The sequence below is a fragment of the Streptomyces sp. NBC_00576 genome (assembly GCF_036345175.1).
Taxonomy (GTDB): domain Bacteria; phylum Actinomycetota; class Actinomycetes; order Streptomycetales; family Streptomycetaceae; genus Streptomyces.
This window is the reverse complement of record NZ_CP107780.1, coordinates 3,825,020-3,846,120: the sequence shown is the minus strand read 5'-3', so window position 1 is coordinate 3,846,120 and position 21,101 is coordinate 3,825,020. Positions and strand designations below refer to the sequence as shown.

18 protein-coding genes and 1 pseudogene are annotated in these 21,101 nt (G+C 69.6%); 13 read left to right on the top strand and 6 right to left on the bottom strand.

Features of this window, described 5'->3' with window-relative positions; translation table 11 throughout:
- Window positions 1–45: 45 nt before the first annotated feature.
- The 3 genes from OG734_RS16210 to OG734_RS16200 all read left to right on the top strand — a co-directional run bounded on the left by OG734_RS16210 (window position 46) and on the right by OG734_RS16200 (window position 3,631).
- Complete coding sequence (locus OG734_RS16210) at window positions 46–1,362, top strand: N-acylneuraminate cytidylyltransferase (protein ID WP_330288206.1); 1,317 nt, start codon at window positions 46–48, stop codon at window positions 1,360–1,362.
- A 12-nt stretch (window positions 1,363–1,374) separates the two neighbouring features.
- Complete coding sequence (locus tag OG734_RS16205; RefSeq protein ID WP_327697289.1) at window positions 1,375–2,310, top strand: N-acetylneuraminate synthase family protein; 936 nt, start codon at window positions 1,375–1,377, stop codon at window positions 2,308–2,310.
- Between the two features lie 97 nt (window positions 2,311–2,407).
- Window positions 2,408–3,631, top strand: coding sequence for a hypothetical protein (locus OG734_RS16200; protein WP_330288205.1), 1,224 nt, complete (start codon window positions 2,408–2,410; stop codon window positions 3,629–3,631).
- 47 nt (window positions 3,632–3,678) lie between these two features.
- Here the strand turns inward: OG734_RS16200 and OG734_RS16195 are convergent, their stop codons facing one another.
- Both OG734_RS16195 and OG734_RS16190 read right to left on the bottom strand, forming a co-directional pair.
- Window positions 3,679–4,065, bottom strand: coding sequence for a VOC family protein (locus tag OG734_RS16195; protein WP_330288204.1), 387 nt, complete (start codon window positions 4,063–4,065; stop codon window positions 3,679–3,681).
- 29 nt (window positions 4,066–4,094) lie between these two features.
- Complete coding sequence (locus OG734_RS16190) at window positions 4,095–4,802, bottom strand: class I SAM-dependent methyltransferase (protein WP_330288203.1); 708 nt, start codon at window positions 4,800–4,802, stop codon at window positions 4,095–4,097.
- Window positions 4,803–5,108: 306 nt separating this feature from the next.
- Between OG734_RS16190 and OG734_RS16185 the strand changes: the two genes are divergently transcribed.
- Window positions 5,109–6,365: an amidohydrolase gene (locus tag OG734_RS16185; RefSeq protein ID WP_330293679.1), complete on the top strand. Its 1,257-nt coding sequence runs from the start codon at window positions 5,109–5,111 to the stop codon at window positions 6,363–6,365.
- 307 nt (window positions 6,366–6,672) lie between these two features.
- Complete coding sequence (locus OG734_RS16180) at window positions 6,673–7,701, top strand: BMP family lipoprotein (protein ID WP_330288202.1); 1,029 nt, start codon at window positions 6,673–6,675, stop codon at window positions 7,699–7,701.
- Window positions 7,702–7,815: 114 nt separating this feature from the next.
- On the opposite strand, the gene OG734_RS16175 is transcribed toward OG734_RS16180, so the two are convergent.
- Window positions 7,816–8,535, bottom strand: a complete 720-nt coding sequence (locus OG734_RS16175) for a DUF6445 family protein (protein ID WP_443064866.1) — start codon at window positions 8,533–8,535, stop codon at window positions 7,816–7,818.
- Window positions 8,536–8,844: 309 nt separating this feature from the next.
- On the opposite strand from OG734_RS16175, the gene OG734_RS16170 reads away from it, so the two are divergent.
- From OG734_RS16170 to OG734_RS16145, 6 genes are all read left to right on the top strand, one after another.
- On the top strand, window positions 8,845–9,891 hold the full coding sequence (locus tag OG734_RS16170) for a BMP family lipoprotein (RefSeq protein WP_330288201.1): 1,047 nt from the start codon (window positions 8,845–8,847) through the stop codon (window positions 9,889–9,891).
- Between the two features lie 239 nt (window positions 9,892–10,130).
- Window positions 10,131–11,825 carry an ABC transporter ATP-binding protein gene (locus OG734_RS16165; RefSeq protein WP_330293677.1) on the top strand — a complete coding sequence of 565 codons (1,695 nt, stop codon included), beginning with the start codon at window positions 10,131–10,133 and terminating at the stop codon, window positions 11,823–11,825.
- On the top strand, window positions 11,822–12,952 hold the full coding sequence (locus OG734_RS16160) for an ABC transporter permease (protein ID WP_330288200.1): 1,131 nt from the start codon (window positions 11,822–11,824) through the stop codon (window positions 12,950–12,952). Before OG734_RS16165 ends, OG734_RS16160 begins: the two co-directional genes overlap by 4 nt.
- Window positions 12,949–14,211 carry an ABC transporter permease gene (locus tag OG734_RS16155; protein WP_330288199.1) on the top strand — a complete coding sequence of 421 codons (1,263 nt, stop codon included), beginning with the start codon at window positions 12,949–12,951 and terminating at the stop codon, window positions 14,209–14,211. The genes OG734_RS16160 and OG734_RS16155 overlap by 4 nt, the downstream gene beginning before the upstream one ends.
- Window positions 14,208–14,633 (top strand): cytidine deaminase, encoded by a 426-nt coding sequence (locus OG734_RS16150; RefSeq protein WP_330288198.1) that lies wholly within the window; start codon window positions 14,208–14,210, stop codon window positions 14,631–14,633. The genes OG734_RS16155 and OG734_RS16150 overlap by 4 nt, the downstream gene beginning before the upstream one ends.
- Window positions 14,634–14,744: 111 nt before the next feature.
- Window positions 14,745–16,028: a thymidine phosphorylase gene (locus OG734_RS16145; protein ID WP_330293676.1), complete on the top strand. Its 1,284-nt coding sequence runs from the start codon at window positions 14,745–14,747 to the stop codon at window positions 16,026–16,028.
- A 58-nt stretch (window positions 16,029–16,086) separates the two neighbouring features.
- On the opposite strand, the gene OG734_RS16140 is transcribed toward OG734_RS16145, so the two are convergent.
- The gene (locus OG734_RS16140) at window positions 16,087–17,007 is read right to left on the bottom strand and encodes an AEC family transporter (RefSeq protein WP_330288197.1); all 921 of its coding nucleotides are present in this window, start codon (window positions 17,005–17,007) and stop codon (window positions 16,087–16,089) included.
- A gap of 126 nt (window positions 17,008–17,133) precedes the next feature.
- Here OG734_RS16140 and OG734_RS16135 point away from each other — a divergent pair.
- Window positions 17,134–17,397 (top strand): annotated as a pseudogene (locus tag OG734_RS16135) (STAS domain-containing protein); the annotation flags it as partial.
- 30 nt (window positions 17,398–17,427) lie between these two features.
- On the opposite strand, the gene OG734_RS16130 reads toward OG734_RS16135, so the two are convergent.
- Together OG734_RS16130 and OG734_RS16125 are read right to left on the bottom strand one after the other, a co-directional pair.
- Window positions 17,428–18,474 carry a sigma-70 family RNA polymerase sigma factor gene (locus OG734_RS16130; protein WP_330288196.1) on the bottom strand — a complete coding sequence of 349 codons (1,047 nt, stop codon included), beginning with the start codon at window positions 18,472–18,474 and terminating at the stop codon, window positions 17,428–17,430.
- A gap of 299 nt (window positions 18,475–18,773) precedes the next feature.
- Window positions 18,774–20,054: an MFS transporter gene (locus OG734_RS16125; RefSeq protein ID WP_330288195.1), complete on the bottom strand. Its 1,281-nt coding sequence runs from the start codon at window positions 20,052–20,054 to the stop codon at window positions 18,774–18,776.
- 63 nt (window positions 20,055–20,117) lie between these two features.
- Between OG734_RS16125 and OG734_RS16120 the strand changes: the two genes are divergently transcribed.
- Window positions 20,118–21,071, top strand: a complete 954-nt coding sequence (locus tag OG734_RS16120; RefSeq protein ID WP_330288194.1) for a LysR family transcriptional regulator — start codon at window positions 20,118–20,120, stop codon at window positions 21,069–21,071.
- Window positions 21,072–21,101 lie beyond the last annotated feature (30 nt).

Here is a 21,101-nt window from a genome sequence, read left to right as displayed (position 1 = left end):
CGGATTCCCCGTCAAGCACGCGAAGAGCGTCAAGGAGTACAGGCAATGTCCAACCCGGAGTCCAACCCGGAAGCGGGCCGAGCGACCGCGCGGCCCCGCGTGCTCGCGGTCATTCCCGCGAGAGGCGGCTCCAAGGGCGTCCCCGCGAAGAACCTGCTGCCCGTCGGCGGGGTCCCGCTGGTCGCCCGCGCGGTGCGCGAGTGCCTCGCGGCCAAGCTGGTCACGGACGTCGTCGTCTCCACCGACGACCAGGCGATCGCCGCCGCCGCCCGCCAGGCCGGCGCCGAGGTCGTGCTGCGCCCCGCCGCCATCGCCGGTGACACCGCGACCTCCGAGGCCGCCGTCCTGCACGCCATGGACGCCCACGAGACACTGCACGGCACCAAGGTCGACGTGGTCCTGCTCGTGCAGTGCACCAGCCCGTTCATCGTCCGCGAGGACGTCGACGGCGTCGTCAACGCGGTCGTGCACAACGGTGCGGACAGCGCGCTGACCGTCGCCCCCTTCCACGGCTTCATCTGGCGCGACGCCGCCGACGACCCGCAGGCGGTGCCCGGCGAGCGCACGGCCGTCGAGGGCGGCACCGGCTCCGTGGCCACCGAGACGGTGACCGTCGGCGGCGGCTATGGCGTAAATCACGACAAGTCCTTCCGGCCCCGCCGCCAGGACCGCCCCCAGGACCTCCTGGAGACCGGCGCCGTCTACGCCATGAACGCGACGGGCTTCCGCCGGTCGAAGCACCGTTTCTTCGGTCACACCGAACCCGTGCGTACCGACCCGGCCCGCGTGCTGGAGATCGACGACCCGCACGACCTCGCCCGCGCCCGGGCCCTCGCGACGCTCTTCGACGCGAACCGCCCCGGCGCCCTCCCGACCGCCGACGACATCGACGCGGTCGTACTCGACTTCGACGGCACCCAGACAGACGACAGGGTGCTGATCGACTCCGAGGGACGGGAGTTCGTCTCCGTGCATCGCGGAGACGGACTCGGCATCGCAGCGCTGCGCAAGAGCAGCCTCAAGATGCTGATCCTGTCCTCGGAACAGAACCCGGTAGTCGCCGCCCGCGCACGGAAGCTACAGCTGCCCGTGCTGCACGGCATCGACCGGAAAGACCTCGCGCTGAAGCAGTGGTGCGAGGAGCAGGGCATCGCGCCGGAGCGCGTGCTCTACGTCGGCAACGACGTCAACGACCTCCCGTGCTTCGCCCTCGTGGGCTGGCCCGTGGCGGTCGCGAGCGCCCACGACGTTGTGCGCGGCGCCGCACGCGCGGTCACCACCGTTCCCGGCGGCGACGGCGCGATCCGAGAGATCGCCAGCTGGATCCTCGGCCCCTCTCTCGACCCCCTCAACAAGAAGTAAGGAACCAAAGTCATGACCTCCACCCGCTTGCGCTCGTTCGGTTCGAAGACCGCCGGCCCCGGTCAGCCCGTCTACATCTGCGGCGAGATCGGCATCAACCACAACGGTGACCTTGAGAACGCCTTCAAGCTGATCGACGTGGCCGCCGAAGCCGGCTGCGACGCGGTCAAGTTCCAGAAGCGCACCCCGGAGATCTGCACCCCGCGTGACCAGTGGGACATCGAGCGCGACACCCCCTGGGGCCGCATGACCTACATCGACTACCGCCACCGTGTGGAGTTCGGTGAGGACGACTACCGCCAGATCGACGAGCACTGCAAGAAGCGCGGCATCGACTGGTTCGCCTCCCCGTGGGACACCGAGGCCGTCGCGTTCCTGGAGAAGTTCGACGTCCCGGCCCACAAGGTCGCCTCCGCGTCCCTGACGGACGACGAGCTGCTCGTCGCCCTGCGCAAGACCGGCCGTACGGTCATCCTGTCGACGGGTATGTCCACCCCGAAGCAGATCCGTCACGCGGTCGAGGTGCTGGGCAGCGACAACATCCTGCTCTGCCACGCGACGTCGACCTACCCGGCGAAGGCCGAGGAGCTCAACCTCCGCGTGATCAACACGCTGGAGAAGGAGTACCCGAACGTCCCGATCGGCTACTCCGGCCACGAGACGGGCCTGCAGACCACGCTGGCCGCGGTCGCCCTCGGTGCCACCTTCGTCGAGCGTCACATCACCCTCGACCGCGCGATGTGGGGCTCCGACCAGGCCGCCTCCGTCGAGCCGCAGGGTCTGGTCCGCCTCGTCCGTGACATCCGCACCATCTCCGAGTCCCTCGGCGACGGCGTCAAGAAGGTCTACGAGTCCGAGATCGGCCCGATGAAGAAGCTCCGTCGCGTCACCGGCGTCATCGCCGACGCCGAGGTCGCGGCTGCGGCGGGCGAGCCCGTCACCGCCTGATCCGCACCACTCAGCGGCTTCACCGGCGTCAGCCGGTGACCACTCCGTCCACGCGGATCCCCCAGTCCGTACTCACGGAAGCGACGGTTGTACGTCGATGAGCCCACGCGCCGGTACCACCGGCCCCCAAACTCTCGCCTTCGTCGAGAGCCCGGTCCAGCTTCTGAACGTGCTGGAATGGGCGCATGTGCATGCGCATGCGCCTAGCCCGGAGGGGGCCGGCGGTCCGGCGCCGGCTGTTTCCGCCCGCAAAAAGGGCAAAGTCCCCGGACAGGCGTCGCGTCGCTGGCGCAGAGGCCAGAGCCGGCCGGAGATCCTCCGGGAACCTGCCGGTGGCGGACTGACCCTGGTGGTCCTCTCCCCGGTCGATCCGATGACCCGGGGCCAGCTGCGCCGTATGGCCGAGCTCGCCCGCGAGGAGGGCCACGAGGTCCGCTGGGAGGACGCGCGGGACGGTACGTCGGCGCCCTTCCGTACGATCGGCGGCCTCGCCCCCCTGCTGCGCAGGACACGGCGGATCGTGATGGGGGACCCGTTCTCCCGTTACGTACAGGTACTTCTCAACATCACCAAGGCCCGCGACCTCGTCGTGGTCGACGACGGCACGGCGACCATGGAGTTCGTCTCCCAGCTCGCCCGCGGTGAACGCCTGGTGCGCTGGCACCGCAAGTCCCAGCGCCCCGGAGCGCGGGACCTGCTGTTCATCCCGGTGTCGTCGAAGGCCCGCCGCCGGCTGACCCCGGGCGGCAGGCGCCGGGTCGAGATCTTCTCCTCGATGCCGATCGAGGAGACTCCCAAGGGCGTCGAGGTCACGTACAACGACTTCGCCTGGACCCGCTCCCGCTTCGGCCCCCCGCACATCTCCGAGGGCGCGGACATGGTCGGCACCTCGCTGGTCGAAACAGGCGTGGTCGACGCCGACCGCTACCGCGAGGCGGTCCGCACGCTGGCCAAGGCCCACGGCGTGACGCGCTACTTCGCCCACCGCCGCGAAAGCCCCGAGAAACTCCACGACCTGGCGGCCTGCACAGGCCTGGAGGTGGTCCGCCCGGACCTCCCCCTGGAACTGATCGCCCGCCGCGGCCCCATCGGCCGTACGATCCTCAGCTTCCCCTCGACGGTCGTCCACACCCTCCCCCTGGCCCTGGCGGGCACGGACGTCAAGGTCGCCGTCTGCGACATCGACCCGGCCTGGCTGACCGCGAACGCGTCACCACGGGCACAGGGGTTCCTGTCGGGCGTCACGGGATCGGCCCGGGACGTGCAGCGCGTGTCGACGGAGTCGGGCCGCCCGACGAAGGAAGCGAAGGCGACGGGCTGAACGCCCGTTCCACCGCCACCCCGCGACACCTCACCCCGTGAGGTTTCTCACGCGCCCGCCGCCACACAGAACTCGTTGCCCTCAGGGTCCAGCAGGACGACATGGTCGTCGTAGCGGGCAAAGACGGTGGCGCCCAGAGCCGTGAGCCGGTCGAGCTCAGCGCTGAGGTCCGGCGTCGACAGGTCCAGGTGCAGCCGGTTCTTGACGCGCTTGGGCTCCGGGACGAGCTGGACCCACAGCCGGGGGCCGCCGTCCCGCGGCACCAGAAGAACCGTCGGGTCGTCCTCCGGTCCGGCGATTCCCAGCCCGCGAAGACGGGCGAGTTCGGCCTCGTCGTACGGGGCGACGGCGTATCCGTCGAGCGCGGCGGCCCAGAAGCGGGCCAGCGAGGCGGGGTGGGCCGAGTCGACGACGATGTCGTGGAGGCGTGCCATACGCCGATGATGCTCGCCACTGCCCCGGGCTACGCCACCGGTTTCCGCGCCAGCAAGTACGCGCGCAGGCGCGTCTCCTCCTCGTACGGCTCCCGGACCGTTTGCGCGTGCAGGGTCAGGCCCGCCTTGGTCAGGAGTTCGGCCACCCGGTCCGGGGTGCGGAAGTAGTAGTCCAGGGACATCTCGTGGCCGAAGCGTTCCGTGAGGTGCAGGTGGTCGTCCTCGGGGCCCGCCTGGAAGCCGAGCAGTACGTGGCCGCCGGGGGCCAGGACGCGGTGGAACTCCGCGAACACCGTGGGCAGGTCGCTGTCCGGGACGTGAATGATCGAGTAGAGGGCCAGGACTCCGCCCAGAGTCTCGTCCGGGAGATCCAGAGCCGTCATCGAGCCGACATGGAACCGGAGTTCGGGGTGGGCCTGGCGGGCCAGCGCCACCATGCGCGGGGACAGGTCCACGCCGAACACCGGTACGCCGAGGGCGTGCAGTCTCGCGGTCACGTAGCCGGGGCCGGAACCGATGTCCGCGACGGGCTCGGGGCCCCGGGCCCGCACCAGCTCGGCGAAGGCGGCGACGAGGGCGCGGTCCAGGGGGAGGTCCGCCAAGTGGTCCGAGTATCGCTCTGTGTAGTCGGCGGCCATGGCGTCGTAGGACGCTCGGGTGGCGTGGAGGAAGTCCGGTGAGTCCGGTACGGAGGCCTGTACGGAGTCCGGTACGGACGTCTGGTTCGGGGCGGTCACGTAGGTGCACGTTACCCGGGGGCGGTGCGGGGGAGGGGGCGTTCTCGCGGGCGACGGCGAGAGTTCATGTGATGTGACCGTGGACGTTTCGGTGGGTGGACGGTTCCGTCGACGCGGTGGACGGCGTGGCATCGTGGACGCAGGGAGACGGAAGCGGCTGCCGGGAAAGGGCCGCGAGTCTACCCATCCCAGTTAGCGAGTATGCCTCTGGCGGTCAGATTTTCTTCCTCTAACAGGTTGAAATTTTGTTGATCGTGGGTCATTCCACCGCCAGGGCGTCCTACCCTTCAGAGGGTGAACCAATTGATGTACCGAGAGTCCGAGGCCGATCTCCCCGGGGAAGCCGCGCTTCCCGGCACACTGCCGGAGGCGTTGCGCGCCGAACTCGTCGCGTTCCGACGCGACCTGCACATGCACCCGGAGCTCGGCAACCAGGAGTTCCGCACCACCGCCGCGATCAAGGCACGGCTCGAGAAGGCCGGCCTCAAGCCGCGTGTGCTCGACACCGGAACCGGGCTCATCTGTGACATCGGTGACATCGGCGTCGACCCCGAGGGCCAGGACAGCGGCACCGCCGTGCCCGTGCTCGCCCTGCGTGCCGACATCGACGCCCTCCCCATCCCGGACACGAAGAGTGAGTGTTCGTACCGTTCCACCGAGCCCGGCCGCGCCCACGCCTGCGGCCACGACGTGCACACGACCGTCGTTCTCGGTGCCGGGCTCGTCCTCGCCGACCTGCACCGGCAGGGCCTGCTGCCGCGGCCGGTGCGGCTGCTCTTCCAGCCCGCCGAAGAGGTGCTGCCCGGCGGCGCCGTCGACGCGATCGAGTGCGGCGCGCTCGACGGGGTCGGGCGGATCATCGCCGTGCACTGCGACCCGAGGGTCGACGCCGGACGGATCGGGCTGCGCCACGGGCCCATCACCTCCGCCTGCGACCGGCTGGAGATCTCCCTCGACGGCGCCGGCGGTCACACCGCGCGCCCCCACCTCACCACCGACCTCGTCACCGCCGCCGCCCGCGTCGCCACCGACGTGCCTACGCTCGTCGCCCGCCGCGTGGACGCCCGCAGCGGGTTCTCCGTGGTCTGGGGGCGGATCGAGTCGGGGCACGCCTGCAACGTGATTCCGCAGCACGCCGAGCTCTCCGGGACCGTACGGTGCCTCGACCTCGAGACCTGGCACCAGGCGCCCGACCTCGTCCACGCGGCCGTCGACGAGATCGCCAACCTGTACGGGGCCAAGTCCGAGATCACCTACGTCCGAGGGGTGCCGCCCGTCGTCAACGACGCGGACGTCACCGAGCTGCTGCGCGACGCCATGACCTCCCGGCGGGGCGCCCACTCCGTCGAGGACACCACCCAGAGCCTCGGCGGCGAGGACTTCTCCTGGTACCTGGAGCACGTGCCCGGCGCGATGGCCCGGCTCGGCGTGCGCAAGCCGGGGGAGCGGGGGGTGCGCGATCTGCACCAGGGCGACTTCGACGCCGACGAGCACGCGATCACGGTCGGCGTGGAAATGTTCACGGCCGCCGCGCTGATCGACGCGCTGGAGCGGAAGGCGTAGGAACGGCTGGGGAGGGGTACTTCCAGGGCACCAGGCGCGGCGCCCCTCCCGTGCCCGTTTCGGGCGCCTTCATCCTTTTGCTTCACTCCCGCGTAACCGTGAGTGCGTAAACGTAACCCCTCTCGGCACGAATCGATAACGGCCTTCCACAACCCCGTTCCCCTCCCTGTCTACGCGCGTTACTGTGCGCCGCAATCGCTGCCGCAGGTGGCGCATTGGGAAAGCGGGCCGGGGACGGTGCCGTGGGGATGAAGGGGTGCCTGCTGTGCGTCTTATTTCTCGGAGGACTCGGTTCTCTCAAGCTGCGGTGACCGTCGCGGTCGTCGCCCTCACGGCTGTCGGTTGCGGTAAGACCAGCACCAGCGCGGGCAGCTCCGACGATGCGTCCGGCAAGTACACGGGCAAGGGCATCGGCCTCGCCTACGACATCGGCGGCAAGGGCGACCAGTCCTTCAACGACGCCGCCTACGCCGGCTTCGAGAAGGCCAACGCGGAGTTCAAGATGGGCGGCCGGGACATCGAGCCGCAGGACGGCGAGTCCGACGCGGACAAGGTCCAGCGCCTCACGCAGCTCGCCCAGGCCGGCTACGACCCGGTGATAGGCGTCGGCTTCGTCTACGCGCCCGCCGTCAAGGAGGTCGCCGCCAAGTTCCCGAAGATCTCCTTCGGCATCATCGACGACGAGCAGGTCAGCGCGAAGAACGTCACCGACCTCGTCTTCCACGAGGAGCAGGCCTCCTACCTGGCCGGCGTCGCCGCCGCCAAGGTGACGAAGGTGAACCACATCGGCTTCATCGGCGGCGTGGACATCCCGCTCATCCACAAGTTCGAGGCCGGCTTCGTCCAGGGCGCCAAGTCCGTCAACCCCAGCATCAAGATCGAGTCGCAGTACCTGACGGAGACCCCGCAGGAGGGCGGCTTCTCCAGCCCCGACAAGGGCAAGGACGCCGCGAGCGGCCAGATAGAGTCCGGGGCCGACGTGCTCTACGCCGCAGCCGGTCTGTCCGGTCAGGGCGTGATCTCCGAGGCCGCCTCCAAGAAGATCTGGGCGATCGGTGTCGACTCCGACCAGTACAGCCAGCAGGCGCTCGCCGCGTACAAGGACTACATCCTCGGCTCGGCCCTGAAGAACGTCGGCGGCGCGGTCTACGACCTGGCCAAGTCCGTGTACGAGGGCAAGCCGCTGACCGGTGTCCAGCGCGCCGACCTCAAGTCGGGCGGCGTCGGGTTCGCCGACACCAACCCGAAGTACAAGGCGATGACGGACGTCGTGGCCGCGGTCGACAAGGCCAAGCAGGACATCATCGACGGCAAGGTGACCGTCAACACGAAGTGACACCGACAGGGCGATGAGCCGAGTCGGACAGCGAGCAGCGCCCCGGTCCACGAGACCGGGGCGCTGCTCGTCGTTCTGGAGAAGTCGTACGCCAGAACCGGGGAAAACCGCCGCTCACGCCATCCAGAAGAAGACCGCCGTCATCCGCTTCTCCGCCAGCGTCGTCCCGCAGTAACCGGTCGCGCTGTGCACGAGGTTGGCGTTGTACAGGAGCAGACGGTTGTACTTGTGCGGGACGCGTACGTCCTCCTCGAAGGCGTCCGGTGCCACGAACCGCGTGCCCAGCGCCTCGACGAGGTTGTTGTGCGGGGCCTGGACCGTGTTGCCGCCGAGGCGTCCACCGGGCAGGGACTGGCGGAAGAAGCTGGTGCCGCAGTCCTTGGGGACGCCCGGGTTGAGATAGAGCACGGCCGCGTACCGGCACAGTGCCCGTGAGTCCGTGTGCGGACGGGGCGTGCTCTCGCCCTCGCCGACCACCTGGACGCAGTTGTGGTTGAGGGTGCCGCCGCCGGGGGCCTGCTGGACCCAGAGTTCCTTCGCGCCGGTCGCCTGCCGGACCAGCCGTTCGATCCGCCCCAGCTCGGCGGGTTCGAGACCCGGCATGGCCCGCAGCCCGGGCCAGCTCTCCGAGGTGTACGGGTGGCCCTCGGTCCAGTCGTCCTTGGCGAGGCACCGCTCGCGTACGGCGTCCACGCCGGGCAGGACGTCGTCGAGGACCCAGTAGTCGCGGCCCTTGGTGGGCTTGCGGTACGGCAACACGGGTAGTGGGGGGCGGGAGGCCTGCGCGGTACGGGCAAGGGGCGCCCTGGAGGAGGGAGGTGGCTGTGGGGGCATGCGCCAGAACGTAGGGCGGGCTTGGTTTTGACTGTGTCTGTACTCGGTCAACCTTGTCCCGGCTTTGGTCAACCTTCGGTCAGCGGACCGCTGACCCGGTCTCGCTTGATACGCCCGGCCGGGCATCGTTCCTGCGTATACGCCGCTTGCTTCCCGCGAGGGGCGCGTTCCTGTCCGTAGTGTGGGCGGCGACTGCGGCCACAGCTCGATAACGGACCGGACAGTTGGGGTTTTCCGTCTGGTCTACGCGCGTTACGCTGCGGCGGAACCTGCGCCTGGTATGGCGCTTGCACAAAGGAGTCCCTTCCCATGCGCCGGCTGTCCCGAATCGCGGTTGCGGGTATCGCGTCCGCCACCCTCGCCCTCACTGCCTCTGCCTGTGGCAGCTCGTCCTCGTCCTCCAGCAGCAGCGACAGCGAGGGCAAGGGTCTCGCCCTCGCCTACGACGTCGGCGGCAAGGGCGACCAGTCCTTCAACGACGCCGCGACCGCAGGTATGGACAAGGCCGACGCGGAGTTCGGCTACAAGAGCAAGGCCGTCGAGCCGCAGGACGGCGAGTCGGACGCGGACAAGGCCCAGCGCCTGGAGCAGCTCGCCAAGCAGGGCTACAACCCGGTGATCGGCGTCGGTTACTCCTACGCGCCCGCCGTCAAGGAGGTCGCCGTCAAGTTCCCGAAGGTGACCTTCGGCATCATCGACGACGACCAGATCAAGGCCGGCAACGTCGCCGACATGGTCTTCACCGAGGAGCAGGGTTCCTACCTCGCCGGTGTCACGGCCGCCCTCACCACCAAGACGAACGTCGTCGGCTTCGTCGGCGGTGTGGACATCCCGCTCATCCACAAGTTCGAGGCCGGCTACAAGCAGGGCGTCGAGGACACCAAGAAGGGCATCACGGTCAAGTCGCAGTACCTGACCGAGACCGCTCAGGAGGGCGGCTTCGCCAGCCCCGACAAGGGCGAGAACGCGGCCGAGGGCCAGATCGACGCCAAGGCGGACGTCATCTACGCCGCCGCCGGTCTCTCCGGCCAGGGCGTCATCAAGGCCGCGGCCGCGCACAAGATCTGGGCGATCGGTGTCGACTCGGACCAGTACAAGCAGGACGCGCTGGCCAAGTACAAGGACTCGATCCTGACGTCGGCCCTGAAGGACGTCGCCGGGGCGGTCTACAACCTGGCCAAGTCGGTCAAGGACGGCAAGCCCGCGACCGGTGTCGTCCGCGCCGACCTTGCCTCCGGTGGTGTGGGCCTCGCCGACTCCAACCCGGTCTTCAAGGACAACGCCGAGCTCCAGGCCGCGCTGAAGAAGGCCGAGGCCGGCATCAAGGACGGTTCGATCAAGGTCAAGACCTCCTGACGTCAGGGGACTTGAGCGTGACCGGTCGGGCGCTGTAATAACAGCGATACGGCCACGGAACGGGGTGCGGAGAGGATGGCCGATCCGCACCCCGTTCGCGCAGCAGAACGCCCGGACTGGCACAGTACGGATCGGTACGGATCAATCAGTAAATGATCAAGTCCGATCAGGTCCGGGCACTATTTTAAAGCAGGGGCGCTACGCGCGTAGAGAGGCCCCTTTCCCAAGGAGAGTGCGCCATCGACGCGTCCAGCAGCCCTCCGCCCACCGCTCAGTCGACGACCGCGGTCGAGCTGGCGGGCATCACCAAACGGTTCCCCGGTGTCGTCGCCAACCACGACATCCACCTCACGGTCAAAAAGGGCACCGTGCACGCCCTCGTCGGCGAGAACGGGGCCGGCAAGTCCACCCTGATGAAGATCCTCTACGGCATGCAGAAGCCGGACGAGGGCACCATCGCGGTCGACGGTGAACAAGTGGCCTTCTCGTCGCCCGCCGACGCCATCGCGCGCGGCATCGGCATGGTCCACCAGCACTTCATGCTCGCCGACAACCTCACCGTCCTGGAGAACGTCGTCCTGGGCAGCGAGAAGCTCCACGGCATCGGCGGCGGCGCCCGCAAGAAGATCAGGGAGATCTCCGACCGCTACGGGCTCAGCGTCCGCCCCGACGCCCTCGTCGAGGACCTCGGCGTCGCCGACCGTCAGCGCGTCGAGATCCTCAAGGTCCTCTACCGGGGCGCCAGGACCCTCATCCTCGACGAGCCGACGGCCGTCCTCGTCCCGCAGGAGGTCGACGCCCTCTTCGAGAACCTGCGCGAACTCAAGTCCGAGGGCCTGGCCGTCATCTTCATCTCCCACAAGCTGGGCGAGGTCCTGTCGGTCGCCGACGAGATCACCGTCATCCGGCGCGGTACGACGGTCGGCACGGCCGTCCCCGCCGAGACGACCCCGCGTCAGCTCGCCGAGCTGATGGTGGGCAGCGAGCTGCCGACGCCGGAGACCAGTGAGTCGACGGTGACGGACCGCCCGGTGATCGAGGTCCGCGACCTCATCGTCATCGACAAGGGCACGATCCAGCTCAGCAACCAGACATCGGCCGGCCTGCTGATGTCCGAGGTGCACAGCGGCACGGTGAAACTCGCCGTGGACAACGTCACGTTCACCATCCACGCGGGCGAAGTCCTCGGTATCGCCGGCGTCGAGGGCAACGGCCAGACCGAGTTGATCGAGGCCCTCATCGGCCTCAAGAGCGCCGACTCCGGCACCATCGCCCTCGCCGGTGACGAGATCACCGCCTGGCCCACCCGCAAGCGCCGCGAACAGGGCATCGGCTACATCCCCGAGGACCGCCACCGTCACGGCCTGCTCCTCGAAGCCCCGCTGTGGGAGAACCGTATCCTCGGCCATGTCACCGAGAAGCCCAACAGCAAGGGCAAGCGCGGCTTCTGGCTCGACCCGAAGGGCGCCCAGGAGGACACCCGCCGGATCGTCGAGGCGTACGACGTCCGCACCCCCGGCATCGACGTCACCGCCGCCTCCCTCTCCGGCGGCAACCAGCAGAAGCTGATCGTCGGCCGTGAGATGACCCACAAGCCGCGCTTCCTGATCGCCGCCCACCCCACCCGCGGTGTGGACGTCGGAGCCCAGGCGCAGATCTGGGACCAGATCCGCGAGGCCCGCCGCGAAGGCCTGGCCGTGCTGCTGATCTCCGCCGACCTGGACGAGCTGATCGGCCTGTCGGACACCCTGCGCGTCATCTACAACGGCAGGCTGGTCGCCGACGCCGACCCGGCCACCATCACGCCGGAGGAACTGGGCTCGGCCATGACGGGTGCCGCGTCCGGCCACCTGGAGCACGTCGAAGAACCCGCAGCGAGCACAGCGACCGAAGCCAGCGCGGCAGACACCGCCCCGGAGGACGAGGCCCGATGAAGAAGTTCGACAAGGAGCGGCTGCTCCTCGCGCTGGCCGGGCCGGTCATCGCGCTCGTCGCGGCGATCGCCCTGACCTCGATCGTGCTGCTCGCCTCGGGCCGAAACCCGTTCGAGCCGTACTCCCTGATGCTGGAACAGGCGTCGTTCTCCGACGTCCAGGTCCTGATCGTCAACCAGGCGTCGATGTACTACATCGCCGCCCTCGCGGTCGCCCTCGGCTTCCGCATGAACCTGTTCAACATCGGCGTCGACGGCCAGTACCGCCTCGGCGCGATGATGGCCGCCGCGGTCGGCGCCAACGTCTCGCTGCCGTCCTTCCTCCAGATCCCCCTGCTTCTCCTGGTGGCCATGCTCACCGGCGCCTTCTGGGCCGGAATCGCGGGCATCCTGAAGGTCACCCGGGGAGTCAGCGAGGTCGTCGCGACGATCATGCTCAACGCGATCGCCACCAGCCTCATCGGCTGGCTGATGCTCTCCGACAACTGGGGTGTCCAGGTCGGCAACAACAACACGACCGGTGTGCTGAAGGAGTCCGGCTGGTTCCCGGGCATCGACCTCGGCGCGGACGTCGGCGAGATCTACGGCCTGGTCTTCCTCGCCGTCCTCATGGGCATCCTGTACTGGGCCGTCCTCAACCGCACCCGCTTCGGCTTCGACCTGCGGGCCACCGGTGAGTCCGAGTCCGCCGCCGCGGCCTCCGGCGTCGACGCCAAGCGCATGGTCCTCATCTCGATGCTGATCTCCGGCGGTGTGGCGGGCATGTCCGGCCTGCCGCTGCTGCTCGGCGAGGTCCACACCTACAGCCTGAGCTTCCCCGCGGGCCTCGGCTTCACCGCCATCGGCATCGCCCTCCTCGGCCGCAACAACCCCGGCGGCATCGCGTTCGCCGCCCTGCTGTGGGCCTTCCTCGACAAGGCGTCCCCCGCCCTCGACTACGCGACCCCGGTGGCGTACGAGAAGGAGATCGCCACCATCATGCAGGGCCTGATCGTCTTCGCGGTCGTCATCTCGTACGAGGCCGTACGTCAGTGGGGCCTGCGCCGCCAGCAGCGTCAGGTGGGCGCCGAACTGGCCGCAGCCGCCGCCGACAACCACACCACCCAGAAGGAGGTGGCGGCCCGATGAGCACCCAGACCATCGCCAAGCCGCAGGCGCAGCAGCCCGGCAAGGGCAGCCGCCGGATCTCGCTCCCGGTACTCCTGCTGATCATCGCGGGTGTGCTGATCCTGACGTCGATCGTGCGCCTGATCACAGGCGCCGACGGCATCACGTCCACCGGTCAGATGTCGACGGCCCTGCGGCTCGCCGTCCCGATCGGCCTGGCCGGCCTCGGCGGTCTGTGGTCCGAGCGCGCGGGCGTCGTCAACATCGGCCTCGAAGGCATGATGATCCTCGGCACCTGGTTCGGCGCCTGGGCCGGTTACCAGTGGGGCCCGTGGGTGGGCATCGTCTTCGGCATCATCGGCGGCTGCCTCGGCGCCGTCCTGCACGCCATCGCGACAGTGACCTTCAACGTCAACCACATCGTCTCCGGTGTGGCCATCAACATCCTGGCCCTCGGCACCGCCCGGTACCTGTCGAAGTTCACCTTCGAGGAGGCTGAGGGGGGCTCCTCGAAGCAGTCCCCGCCGATCGACTCGCTGGGCACCTTCGACATCCCAGGGCTGTCGAGCTGGCTGGACACGCTCAACCAGAAGCACTGGTTCCTGATCTCGGACATCGCGGGCCTCGTCGGTGGTCTGGTCACCGACCTCTCGCCCCTGACGGTCATCGCGGTGGCCCTCGTACCCGGCACCTGGTGGGTCCTGTGGCGCACCGCCTTCGGCCTCCGGCTGCGTTCCTGCGGTGAGAACCCGGTGGCGGCCGAGTCGCTCGGCGTCAACGTCTACAAGTACAAGTACCTGGCCGTGATCATCTCGGGCGGCTTCGCCGGCCTCGGCGGCGCGTTCCTGTCGATCGTCGCCTCGAACGTGTACCTCGACGGCCAGACGGCAGGGCGCGGCTATATCGGCCTCGCTGCGATGATCTTCGGCAACTGGATGCCGGGCGGACTCGCCCTCGGCGCGGGCCTGTTCGGCTACACCGACAGCCTCAACCTGCGCGGCGGCACGACCAACGTGCACGCGCTGATCCTGCTCCTCGCGATCCTGCTGGTGGTCGGTGCGGCCTACCTGGTGTGGAAGAAGCGGTACGTGCCCGCCGTGGTCACCGCGGCCATCTCGGCCCTGATGTTCGTCTGGTACGTCAACACGAACGAGGTCCCCCGCCAGCTCGTGACGGCGGCGCCCTACATCGTGACCCTGCTCGTCCTCTCCTTCTCGGCGCAGCGCCTGCGGATGCCGAAGGCGGACGGCATGCCGTACCGCAGGGGGCAGGGCAAGTGACGGAGACCGGGCCCACGAACGCCGAGCCGGTCGAGCCGGTCGACTGGGAGAAGCTGCGGGCGGTGGCCCGGGACGCGATGTCCCGGGCGTACGCCCCCTACTCCGGTTACCCGGTCGGCGTCGCGGCCCTGGTCGACGACGGCCGCACGGTCTCGGGCTGCAACGTCGAGAACGCGTCGTACGGGCTGGGCCTGTGCGCCGAGTGCGGACTCGTGTCCGAGCTCCAGCTCACCGGGGGCGGCCGGCTGACGCACTTCACGTGCGTGGACGGCAAGGGCGACGTCCTCGTCCCGTGCGGTCGCTGTCGGCAGCTGCTGTACGAGTTCGGCGGCGCGACCCTGCTGCTGGAGACCCCGGCGGGCATCCTGCCCCTCTCCGAGATGCTTCCCCAGGCTTTCGGCCCGGACCATCTCACCAAGTAACTCCCGTACGGCCCCCCGGAGTTGGTCGCGCGCCTACTCCGGGGGGCCGCACCGTTTCGCAGAACAACCGGTTCGCAGAACCACCGGAAGGAAGCCAAAGCCATGACGATGCTGTCGATGGATGTCATCTCCGTCATCCGCACCAAGCGGGACCGCGGCGAACTCAGCGACGAGCAGATCGACTGGGTCATCGACGCGTACACCCGCGGCGAGGTCGCCGACGAGCAGATGTCCGCGCTCGCCATGGCGATCCTGCTGAACGGCATGAACCGCCGCGAGATCGCCCGCTGGACGGCGGCGATGATCGCGTCCGGCGAGCGCATGAACTTCGCCTCCCTGTCCCGCCCGACAGCCGACAAGCACTCCACGGGCGGCGTCGGCGACAAGATCACCCTCCCGCTCGCCCCCCTGGTCGCGGCCTGCGGCGCCGCCGTACCGCAGCTCTCGGGCCGGGGCCTCGGCCACACGGGCGGCACGCTGGACAAGCTGGAGTCGATCCCGGGCTGGCGGGCGCTGCTCTCCAACGAGGAGATGCTGAGCGTCCTGGACGGCACGGGCGCGGTCATCTGCGCGGCGGGCGACGGTCTGGCCCCGGCCGACAAGAAGCTGTACGCGCTGCGGGACGTCACGGGCACGGTCGAGGCGATCCCGCTGATCGCCTCGTCGATCATGTCGAAGAAGATCGCGGAGGGCACCGGCTCCCTGGTCCTGGACGTGAAGGTGGGCACCGGCGCCTTTATGAAGACCATCGAGGACGCGCGGGAACTGGCGTCCACGATGGTGGGCCTGGGTACGGATCACGGGGTGAAGACGGTCGCGCTGTTGACCGACATGTCGACGCCGCTCGGTCTGACGGCGGGCAACGCGCTGGAGGTGCGGGAGTCGGTCGAGGTCCTGGCGGGCGGCGGCCCCTCGGACGTGGTCGAACTGACGCTCGCCCTGGCCAGGGAAATGCTGGACGCGGCGGGAATCAAGGACGCGGACCCGGCGAAGGCACTGGCCGACGGTTCGGCGATGGACGTGTGGCGCCGGATGATCGCGGCCCAGGGCGGCGACCCGGACGCCCCGCTGCCGACGTCGAAGGAACAGCACGTCATCAAGGCGCCGTCCTCGGGCGTCCTGACCCGCCTGGACGCATACGGGGTCGGTGTCGCCGCCTGGCGGCTCGGCGCGGGGCGTGCACGCAAGGAGGACCCGGTACAGGCGGGCGCGGGCGTCGAACTCCACGCCAAGCCGGGCGACGCGGTCACGGCGGGCCAGCCCCTGCTGACCCTCCACACGGACACGCCGGAGCGCTTCGAGTACGCGCTCCAGGCAGTCGAGGGCTCGTACGACATCGGCGCGGCGGGCACCGACTTCGCGGCGGCGCCGGTGGTGCTGGAGCGGATCGCGTGAACCGGTAGGCAGAGCGGTGCGCCCGGGCGGAGGAGTCCCTGCCCGGGCGCTTTTTCGGTCAGCCCAGCAGGGCCGCGACGACCACCAGTACCGGTACGGCCAGGACGGTCGACAGCAGGATCGACTCGCGGGCCAGGGTCACCCCGACGCGGTAGCGGCCCGCGTACGTGAAGAGGTTCTGGGCGGCGGGCAGGGCCGAGGTCACCACCACGTCGAGCAGCGGCGCGCCGTGCAGACCGAAGACACCCACGCCCAGCGCCCACGCGGCCACCGGCTGACCGACCGACTTCAGGGCGACCGACAGCAGTACGGGAGTCCGCTCCGATCCGCGCAGCGGCCACGTGCTGCCGGACAGCGAGATACCGAAGGCCAGCAGCACCGCCGGGACGGACATGTTGCCGATCAGGGTCAGCGGGTCCATGACCGGCGCGGGCAGGCTGAGCCCCGTCGCCGACACCAGCACCCCGGAGAGCGAGCCCACGGCGACGGGATTGCGCAACGGCGTGATCAACTGCCGCCACAGGGGGCCCTTCTCAGCGGTGCTCGTCAGATCCAGGACGGTCAGCGCGATCGGCGTGACCACGATCGTCTGGAACAGCAGCACCGGCGCGACGAGCGAGGCATCACCCAGCACATACACGGCGATCGGGATACCGAGGTTGCCGGAGTTGACGTAGCTGGAGCAGAGGGCGCCGATCGTCGTACGTCCCGCACCCCAGCGGCGTACGACGCCCACCGCGACGAAGACACTCGCCGCCGCGATCGTGCTCAGCGCGGTGATCAGGAGCCGGCTGGAGAAGATCACCGACAGGTCGGCCCGGGCGAGCGTGGTGAACAGCAGGGCCGGGGTGGCGACATGGAAGGCGAGCTTGGTCAGAACCTCGCGTCCGTTGTCCCCGAGGTAGCCGCGCAGCCCGATCGCATAGCCGACGCCGATGACCACGGCGATCACCGCGAACCCGGTCAGCACGCCCTGCACGGAGCCTCCTTCGCGGAGGAGGAAAGAAGGCCGTGGGGTATCGCGGGCGGGGTTGGTTCGTGGGGCATACACGTAACCCTCCGGGGGAGGAGGGTGGCGCGTCAAAGCGATCTCAACGGGTGGGCGATGAGTTACGCGCACCTGCCCGGTCTACCGTTCGTGGACGCCATGACACCCGCTGTACTCGTGCTGGCCGGCCCCGTCACCCGTGAGGAGGTGCCGGGGCTGTGCGAGGTCGTGCGTACGCTGCTGGGTACCGGCCTGACGGCCGGCGGTGGGGGTGGTCGTGACCCGGTCGTGGTGTGTGATGTGGCGGGGCTGGGGCCGCCGGGGCTGGGCGCCGTGGAGCTGCTGGCTCGGCTCCAGCTCACCGCCCGCCGGGCCGGAGGCCGGATACGCCTCCGGGACCCGGCACCCGCCCTACTGGCCTTCCTTGACCTGGTCGGTCTCAGCTTCGATGTCGCTGTCGAGGGGGAGCGAGAGGGGGAGGCCGAACAGCGGGAACCAGCGCTTCGTGTCGAGGAAGCAGTGGAACCCGGTGATCCGGCCGTCTGAGATCTCCAGCACCTGGACCGCCCAGGGGGAGAAACCGCCCGTCTCCTCGTCCGGCTTGTACTGGGCGAAGCCCGGCAGTCCGTTGACGGCGACCGGCACGAGGTGCGAGCCCGCGCAAGCGGCGCCGAGCGTCGTCATGAAGCCCGTGATGTCCTCCGGCCCGGTCAGCCACAGGTCGAACGGCGGCATCGTCATGACGGCGTCCTCGTGCAGCAGCGCGGTGAGGGCCGTCATGTCGTAGCCCTCGAACGCGGCGACGTAACGGTCGAGCAGTTTCTGCTGCTCTTCGCTGAGCGGGTCGGAGACGGTGGCGTTGGCACCGACGCCGCTCCCGTCCCGGTCCCGCTCGGCGAGGGTGGCCCGGGCCCGCTGCAGGGCGCTGTTGACGGACGCGACCGAGGTGTCGAGGAGTTCGGCGACCTCGCTCGCCTTCCAGGCCAGCACCTCGCGGAGGATCAGCACGGCCCGTTGTTTCGCGGGGAGTTGCTGCAGGGCAGCCATGAAGGCGAGCCGGACGGACTCCTTGGCCACGGCGGCCTCCGCCGGGTCCTCGACGGTGGGCAGCACGCGGGCGTCCGGCATCGGTTCCAGCCAGGTGTTGTCGGGGCGAGGGGAGAGGGCGGCCCGGGCGAGAGGGCTGGAGTCGGTGAGGTCCATGGGGCGGGCGCGTTTGTTGCCGGCGGTCAGCATGTCCAGGCAGACGTTCGTGGCGATGCGGTACAGCCACGAGCGGAGGCTGGAGCGGCCCTCGAACTTCTCGTAACTCCGCCAGGCGCGGACCATGGTGTCCTGTACGGCGTCCTCGGCCTCGAAGGAGGAACCGAGCATGCGGTAGCAGTACCCGGTCAGTTCGACGCGGTGCCGTTCCAGTTGTACGTCGAGGTCTGTCGCAGTAGCCGTACTGTCACCCATCGCCAACCCACCCCATGGCTGCCTTCGTCGCCCCATCGCGACCCAACACGATGAAAGCTAGCGCAGCCCACTGACAACGGCCCGTGGAGTGGGAAAAGGTGCAGGTGAGGAGCATTCTCTTCGCCCCCGCCGCCCCTACCCGTCCCATCCCTGGGGGCTGCGCCCCCAGACCCCCCTTCGCGCTGAACGCGCTCGTCCTCAAACTCCCCCAGAGGGGGGACCCCCAGACGGGCTGAACTACTCAGCCCCTCCGGCGATCGGGACGGGTAGGGGCGGCGGGGGCGTGGAAGACCCTTCGGTCACGCAGCCGTCGGCACCCGCACACTCCGTGCCGCCCGGGACCCCATCACCGTGACCGTCACAACCCCGAGCACCGCCAGCAGTCCCAACGCCACGGTCCCCGACCAGCCACCCGCGTGGAACGCCACCGCGCCCAACGTACTGCCGGCGCTGGAGCCGATGTAGTACGCCGACTGATACAGCGCCGACGCCTGCGCCCGCCCCTCCTTCGCCGTGTGACTAACCGCCGACGACGCCACCGCGTGCCCCGCGAAGAACCCCGCCGTGATCAGGACCAGGCCCAGCAGAACCACCGCCAGGGTGTCCGACAGCGACAGCAGCAGGCCTGCCGTCGTCGTACCGCCGGCCAGGTACAGCGCACCCCGCCGCCCCAGGCGGGCCACCAGCTTCCCCGCCGTCGACGCCGACACCGTACCCACCAGATACACCAGGAAGACCGAGCCGACGATGCCCTGGGGCAGGCCGAAGGGGGCCTCCGTCAGGCGGTACCCGATCACCGTGTAGACCCCGCCGAACACCGTCATGAACAGCGCGCCGATCGCGTACAGGCGCCGCAGCAACGGGTTCGCCAGATGCGTACGCACCGTGCGCGCCAGCACCCCGGGCCGCAGCGAGCCCGTACGGAAGTGACGCGGCGCGGGGAGCAGCAGCCGGAAGGCCACCGCGCAGCCCACAGCCACGACGCCGATCACGGCGACGGCGACCCGCCAGCCCCACTCCTGCGCGACCCAGCCCGTGATGACCCGGCCGCTCATCCCGCCCACGCTGTTGCCGGCCACGAACAGACCGATCGCCGTGATCAGCGCCTTGGGACGGACCTCCTCGGCCAGATACGCCGTCGCCGACGCGGGCAGCCCCGCCAGCGCAGCGCCCTGCACCGCCCGCAGCGCGATCAACGCGCCCAGCGAGGGGGCGAACGGCACCAGCAGCCCGACCGTCACCGCCACCACCAGCGACGCCGTCATCAACGTACGCCGCCCGAACCGTTCCGACAGCGCGCTCATCGGGAGGACGAAAAGGGCCAGCGCACCGGTCGCCGCCGACACCGTCCAGCTCGCGTCGCTGGCCGGCACCCCGAACTCGCCGGAGATCAACGGCAGCAGTGCCTGCGTGGAGTACAGGAGGGCGAAGGTCGCGACGCCCGCGAGGAAGAGCGCGAAGCTCATCCGCCGGTAGCCGGGCCCACCCGGGGCCATCCGGGAGTCGACGACGGGAAGCGAGGGGCGGGAGGGAGAGGCGGCGCCCGTGATCACGGACGCCCCGGTACTGGCAGCAGGCATGCCTCGAAGTTACGTACGCCCCCGTTCATCCGTCCAATGCATGGAAACCCCATAATCGTTCCCATGGTGCATCAGCAGAGGTCAGACGCCCGCCTGTCACCGTCCAGTGACACAGAAGACATCGTCACCGCTCTCGCCCCACGCCTCTCCTACTTCGCCGGAGTCGCCCGCACGGAGCACGTCACCCGCGCCGCCCACGAGATGCAGGTCCCGCAGTCGACGCTCTCCCGGGCGATGGTCCGCCTCGAACAGGATCTCGGCGTGGACCTCTTCGCCCGCCGGGGACGGACCGTCTCCCTCACCCCCGCGGGCCGTACGTTCCTCGCCTCCGTCGAGCGGGCCCTCGCCGAGATCGGGCGGGCCGCCGACGAGGTACGCGCCGACGCAGACCCCGCCACCGGCAAGGTCGCCTTCGGATTCCTGCACACCATGGGCGCCGAGACCGTCCCCGGCCTGCTGCACGCCTTCCGCGCCGACCACCCCCGCGTCCGCTTCACCCTCGTACAGAACTACGGCGAGGCCATGATCGAACGCCTGCGCTCGGGCGAACTGGACCTCTGCCTCACCTCCCCCGTCCCCGACGCCCCTGACCTGGTCGCCCGCCGCCTGGACGAACAGAAACTCCGCCTCGTGGTCCCCGCCGACCACCGCCTCGCCACCCGCAGACGAGTCCGCCTCGGGGAAGCGGCCGACGAAACCTTCGTCACCCTCGAACCCGGCTACGGCCTCCGCCGCATCACCGACGACCTCTGCAAAGAGGCCGGCTTCCGCCCCCGAATCGCCTTCGAGGGAGAGGAGGCGGAGACCTTGCGGGGCCTGGTGGCCGCCGGGTTGGGGGTGGCTCTCCTCCCACCCCCGGCCGTCCCCCGCCCGGGCGTGGCAGAACTGACGGTCACCTCACCAAGAGCGGCGAGGGAGATCGGCGTCGCTTGGCTCGACGGCCACCCGGACACCCCGCCGGTGGCAGCCTTCAAGCGTTTCCTGCTGTCAAGAAGGGGCAACCTGCTCCCGACGTGAGGGCGCGCGGACCCGCTTTCAGGGGCGCGG

What these genes read in the sequence shown, in the direction of transcription:
- OG734_RS16205 (WP_327697289.1), top strand. Translation starts at nt 1,375, where the DNA reads ATGACCTCCACCCGCTTGCGCTCGTTCGGTTCGAAGACCGCCGGCCCC.
- OG734_RS16175 (WP_443064866.1), bottom strand. Translation starts at nt 8,535, where the DNA reads ATGCCCCCACAGCCACCTCCCTCCTCCAGGGCGCCCCTTGCCCGTACC.
- OG734_RS16185 (WP_330293679.1), top strand. Translation starts at nt 5,109, where the DNA reads ATGTACCGAGAGTCCGAGGCCGATCTCCCCGGGGAAGCCGCGCTTCCC.
- OG734_RS16200 (WP_330288205.1), top strand. Translation starts at nt 2,408, where the DNA reads ATGAGCCCACGCGCCGGTACCACCGGCCCCCAAACTCTCGCCTTCGTC.
- OG734_RS16170 (WP_330288201.1), top strand. Translation starts at nt 8,845, where the DNA reads ATGCGCCGGCTGTCCCGAATCGCGGTTGCGGGTATCGCGTCCGCCACC.
- OG734_RS16120 (WP_330288194.1), top strand. Translation starts at nt 20,118, where the DNA reads ATGGTGCATCAGCAGAGGTCAGACGCCCGCCTGTCACCGTCCAGTGAC.
- OG734_RS16155 (WP_330288199.1), top strand. Translation starts at nt 12,949, where the DNA reads ATGAGCACCCAGACCATCGCCAAGCCGCAGGCGCAGCAGCCCGGCAAG.
- OG734_RS16210 (WP_330288206.1), top strand. Translation starts at nt 46, where the DNA reads ATGTCCAACCCGGAGTCCAACCCGGAAGCGGGCCGAGCGACCGCGCGG.
- OG734_RS16160 (WP_330288200.1), top strand. Translation starts at nt 11,822, where the DNA reads ATGAAGAAGTTCGACAAGGAGCGGCTGCTCCTCGCGCTGGCCGGGCCG.
- OG734_RS16195 (WP_330288204.1), bottom strand. Translation starts at nt 4,065, where the DNA reads ATGGCACGCCTCCACGACATCGTCGTCGACTCGGCCCACCCCGCCTCG.
- OG734_RS16125 (WP_330288195.1), bottom strand. Translation starts at nt 20,054, where the DNA reads ATGCCTGCTGCCAGTACCGGGGCGTCCGTGATCACGGGCGCCGCCTCT.
- OG734_RS16130 (WP_330288196.1), bottom strand. Translation starts at nt 18,474, where the DNA reads ATGGGTGACAGTACGGCTACTGCGACAGACCTCGACGTACAACTGGAA.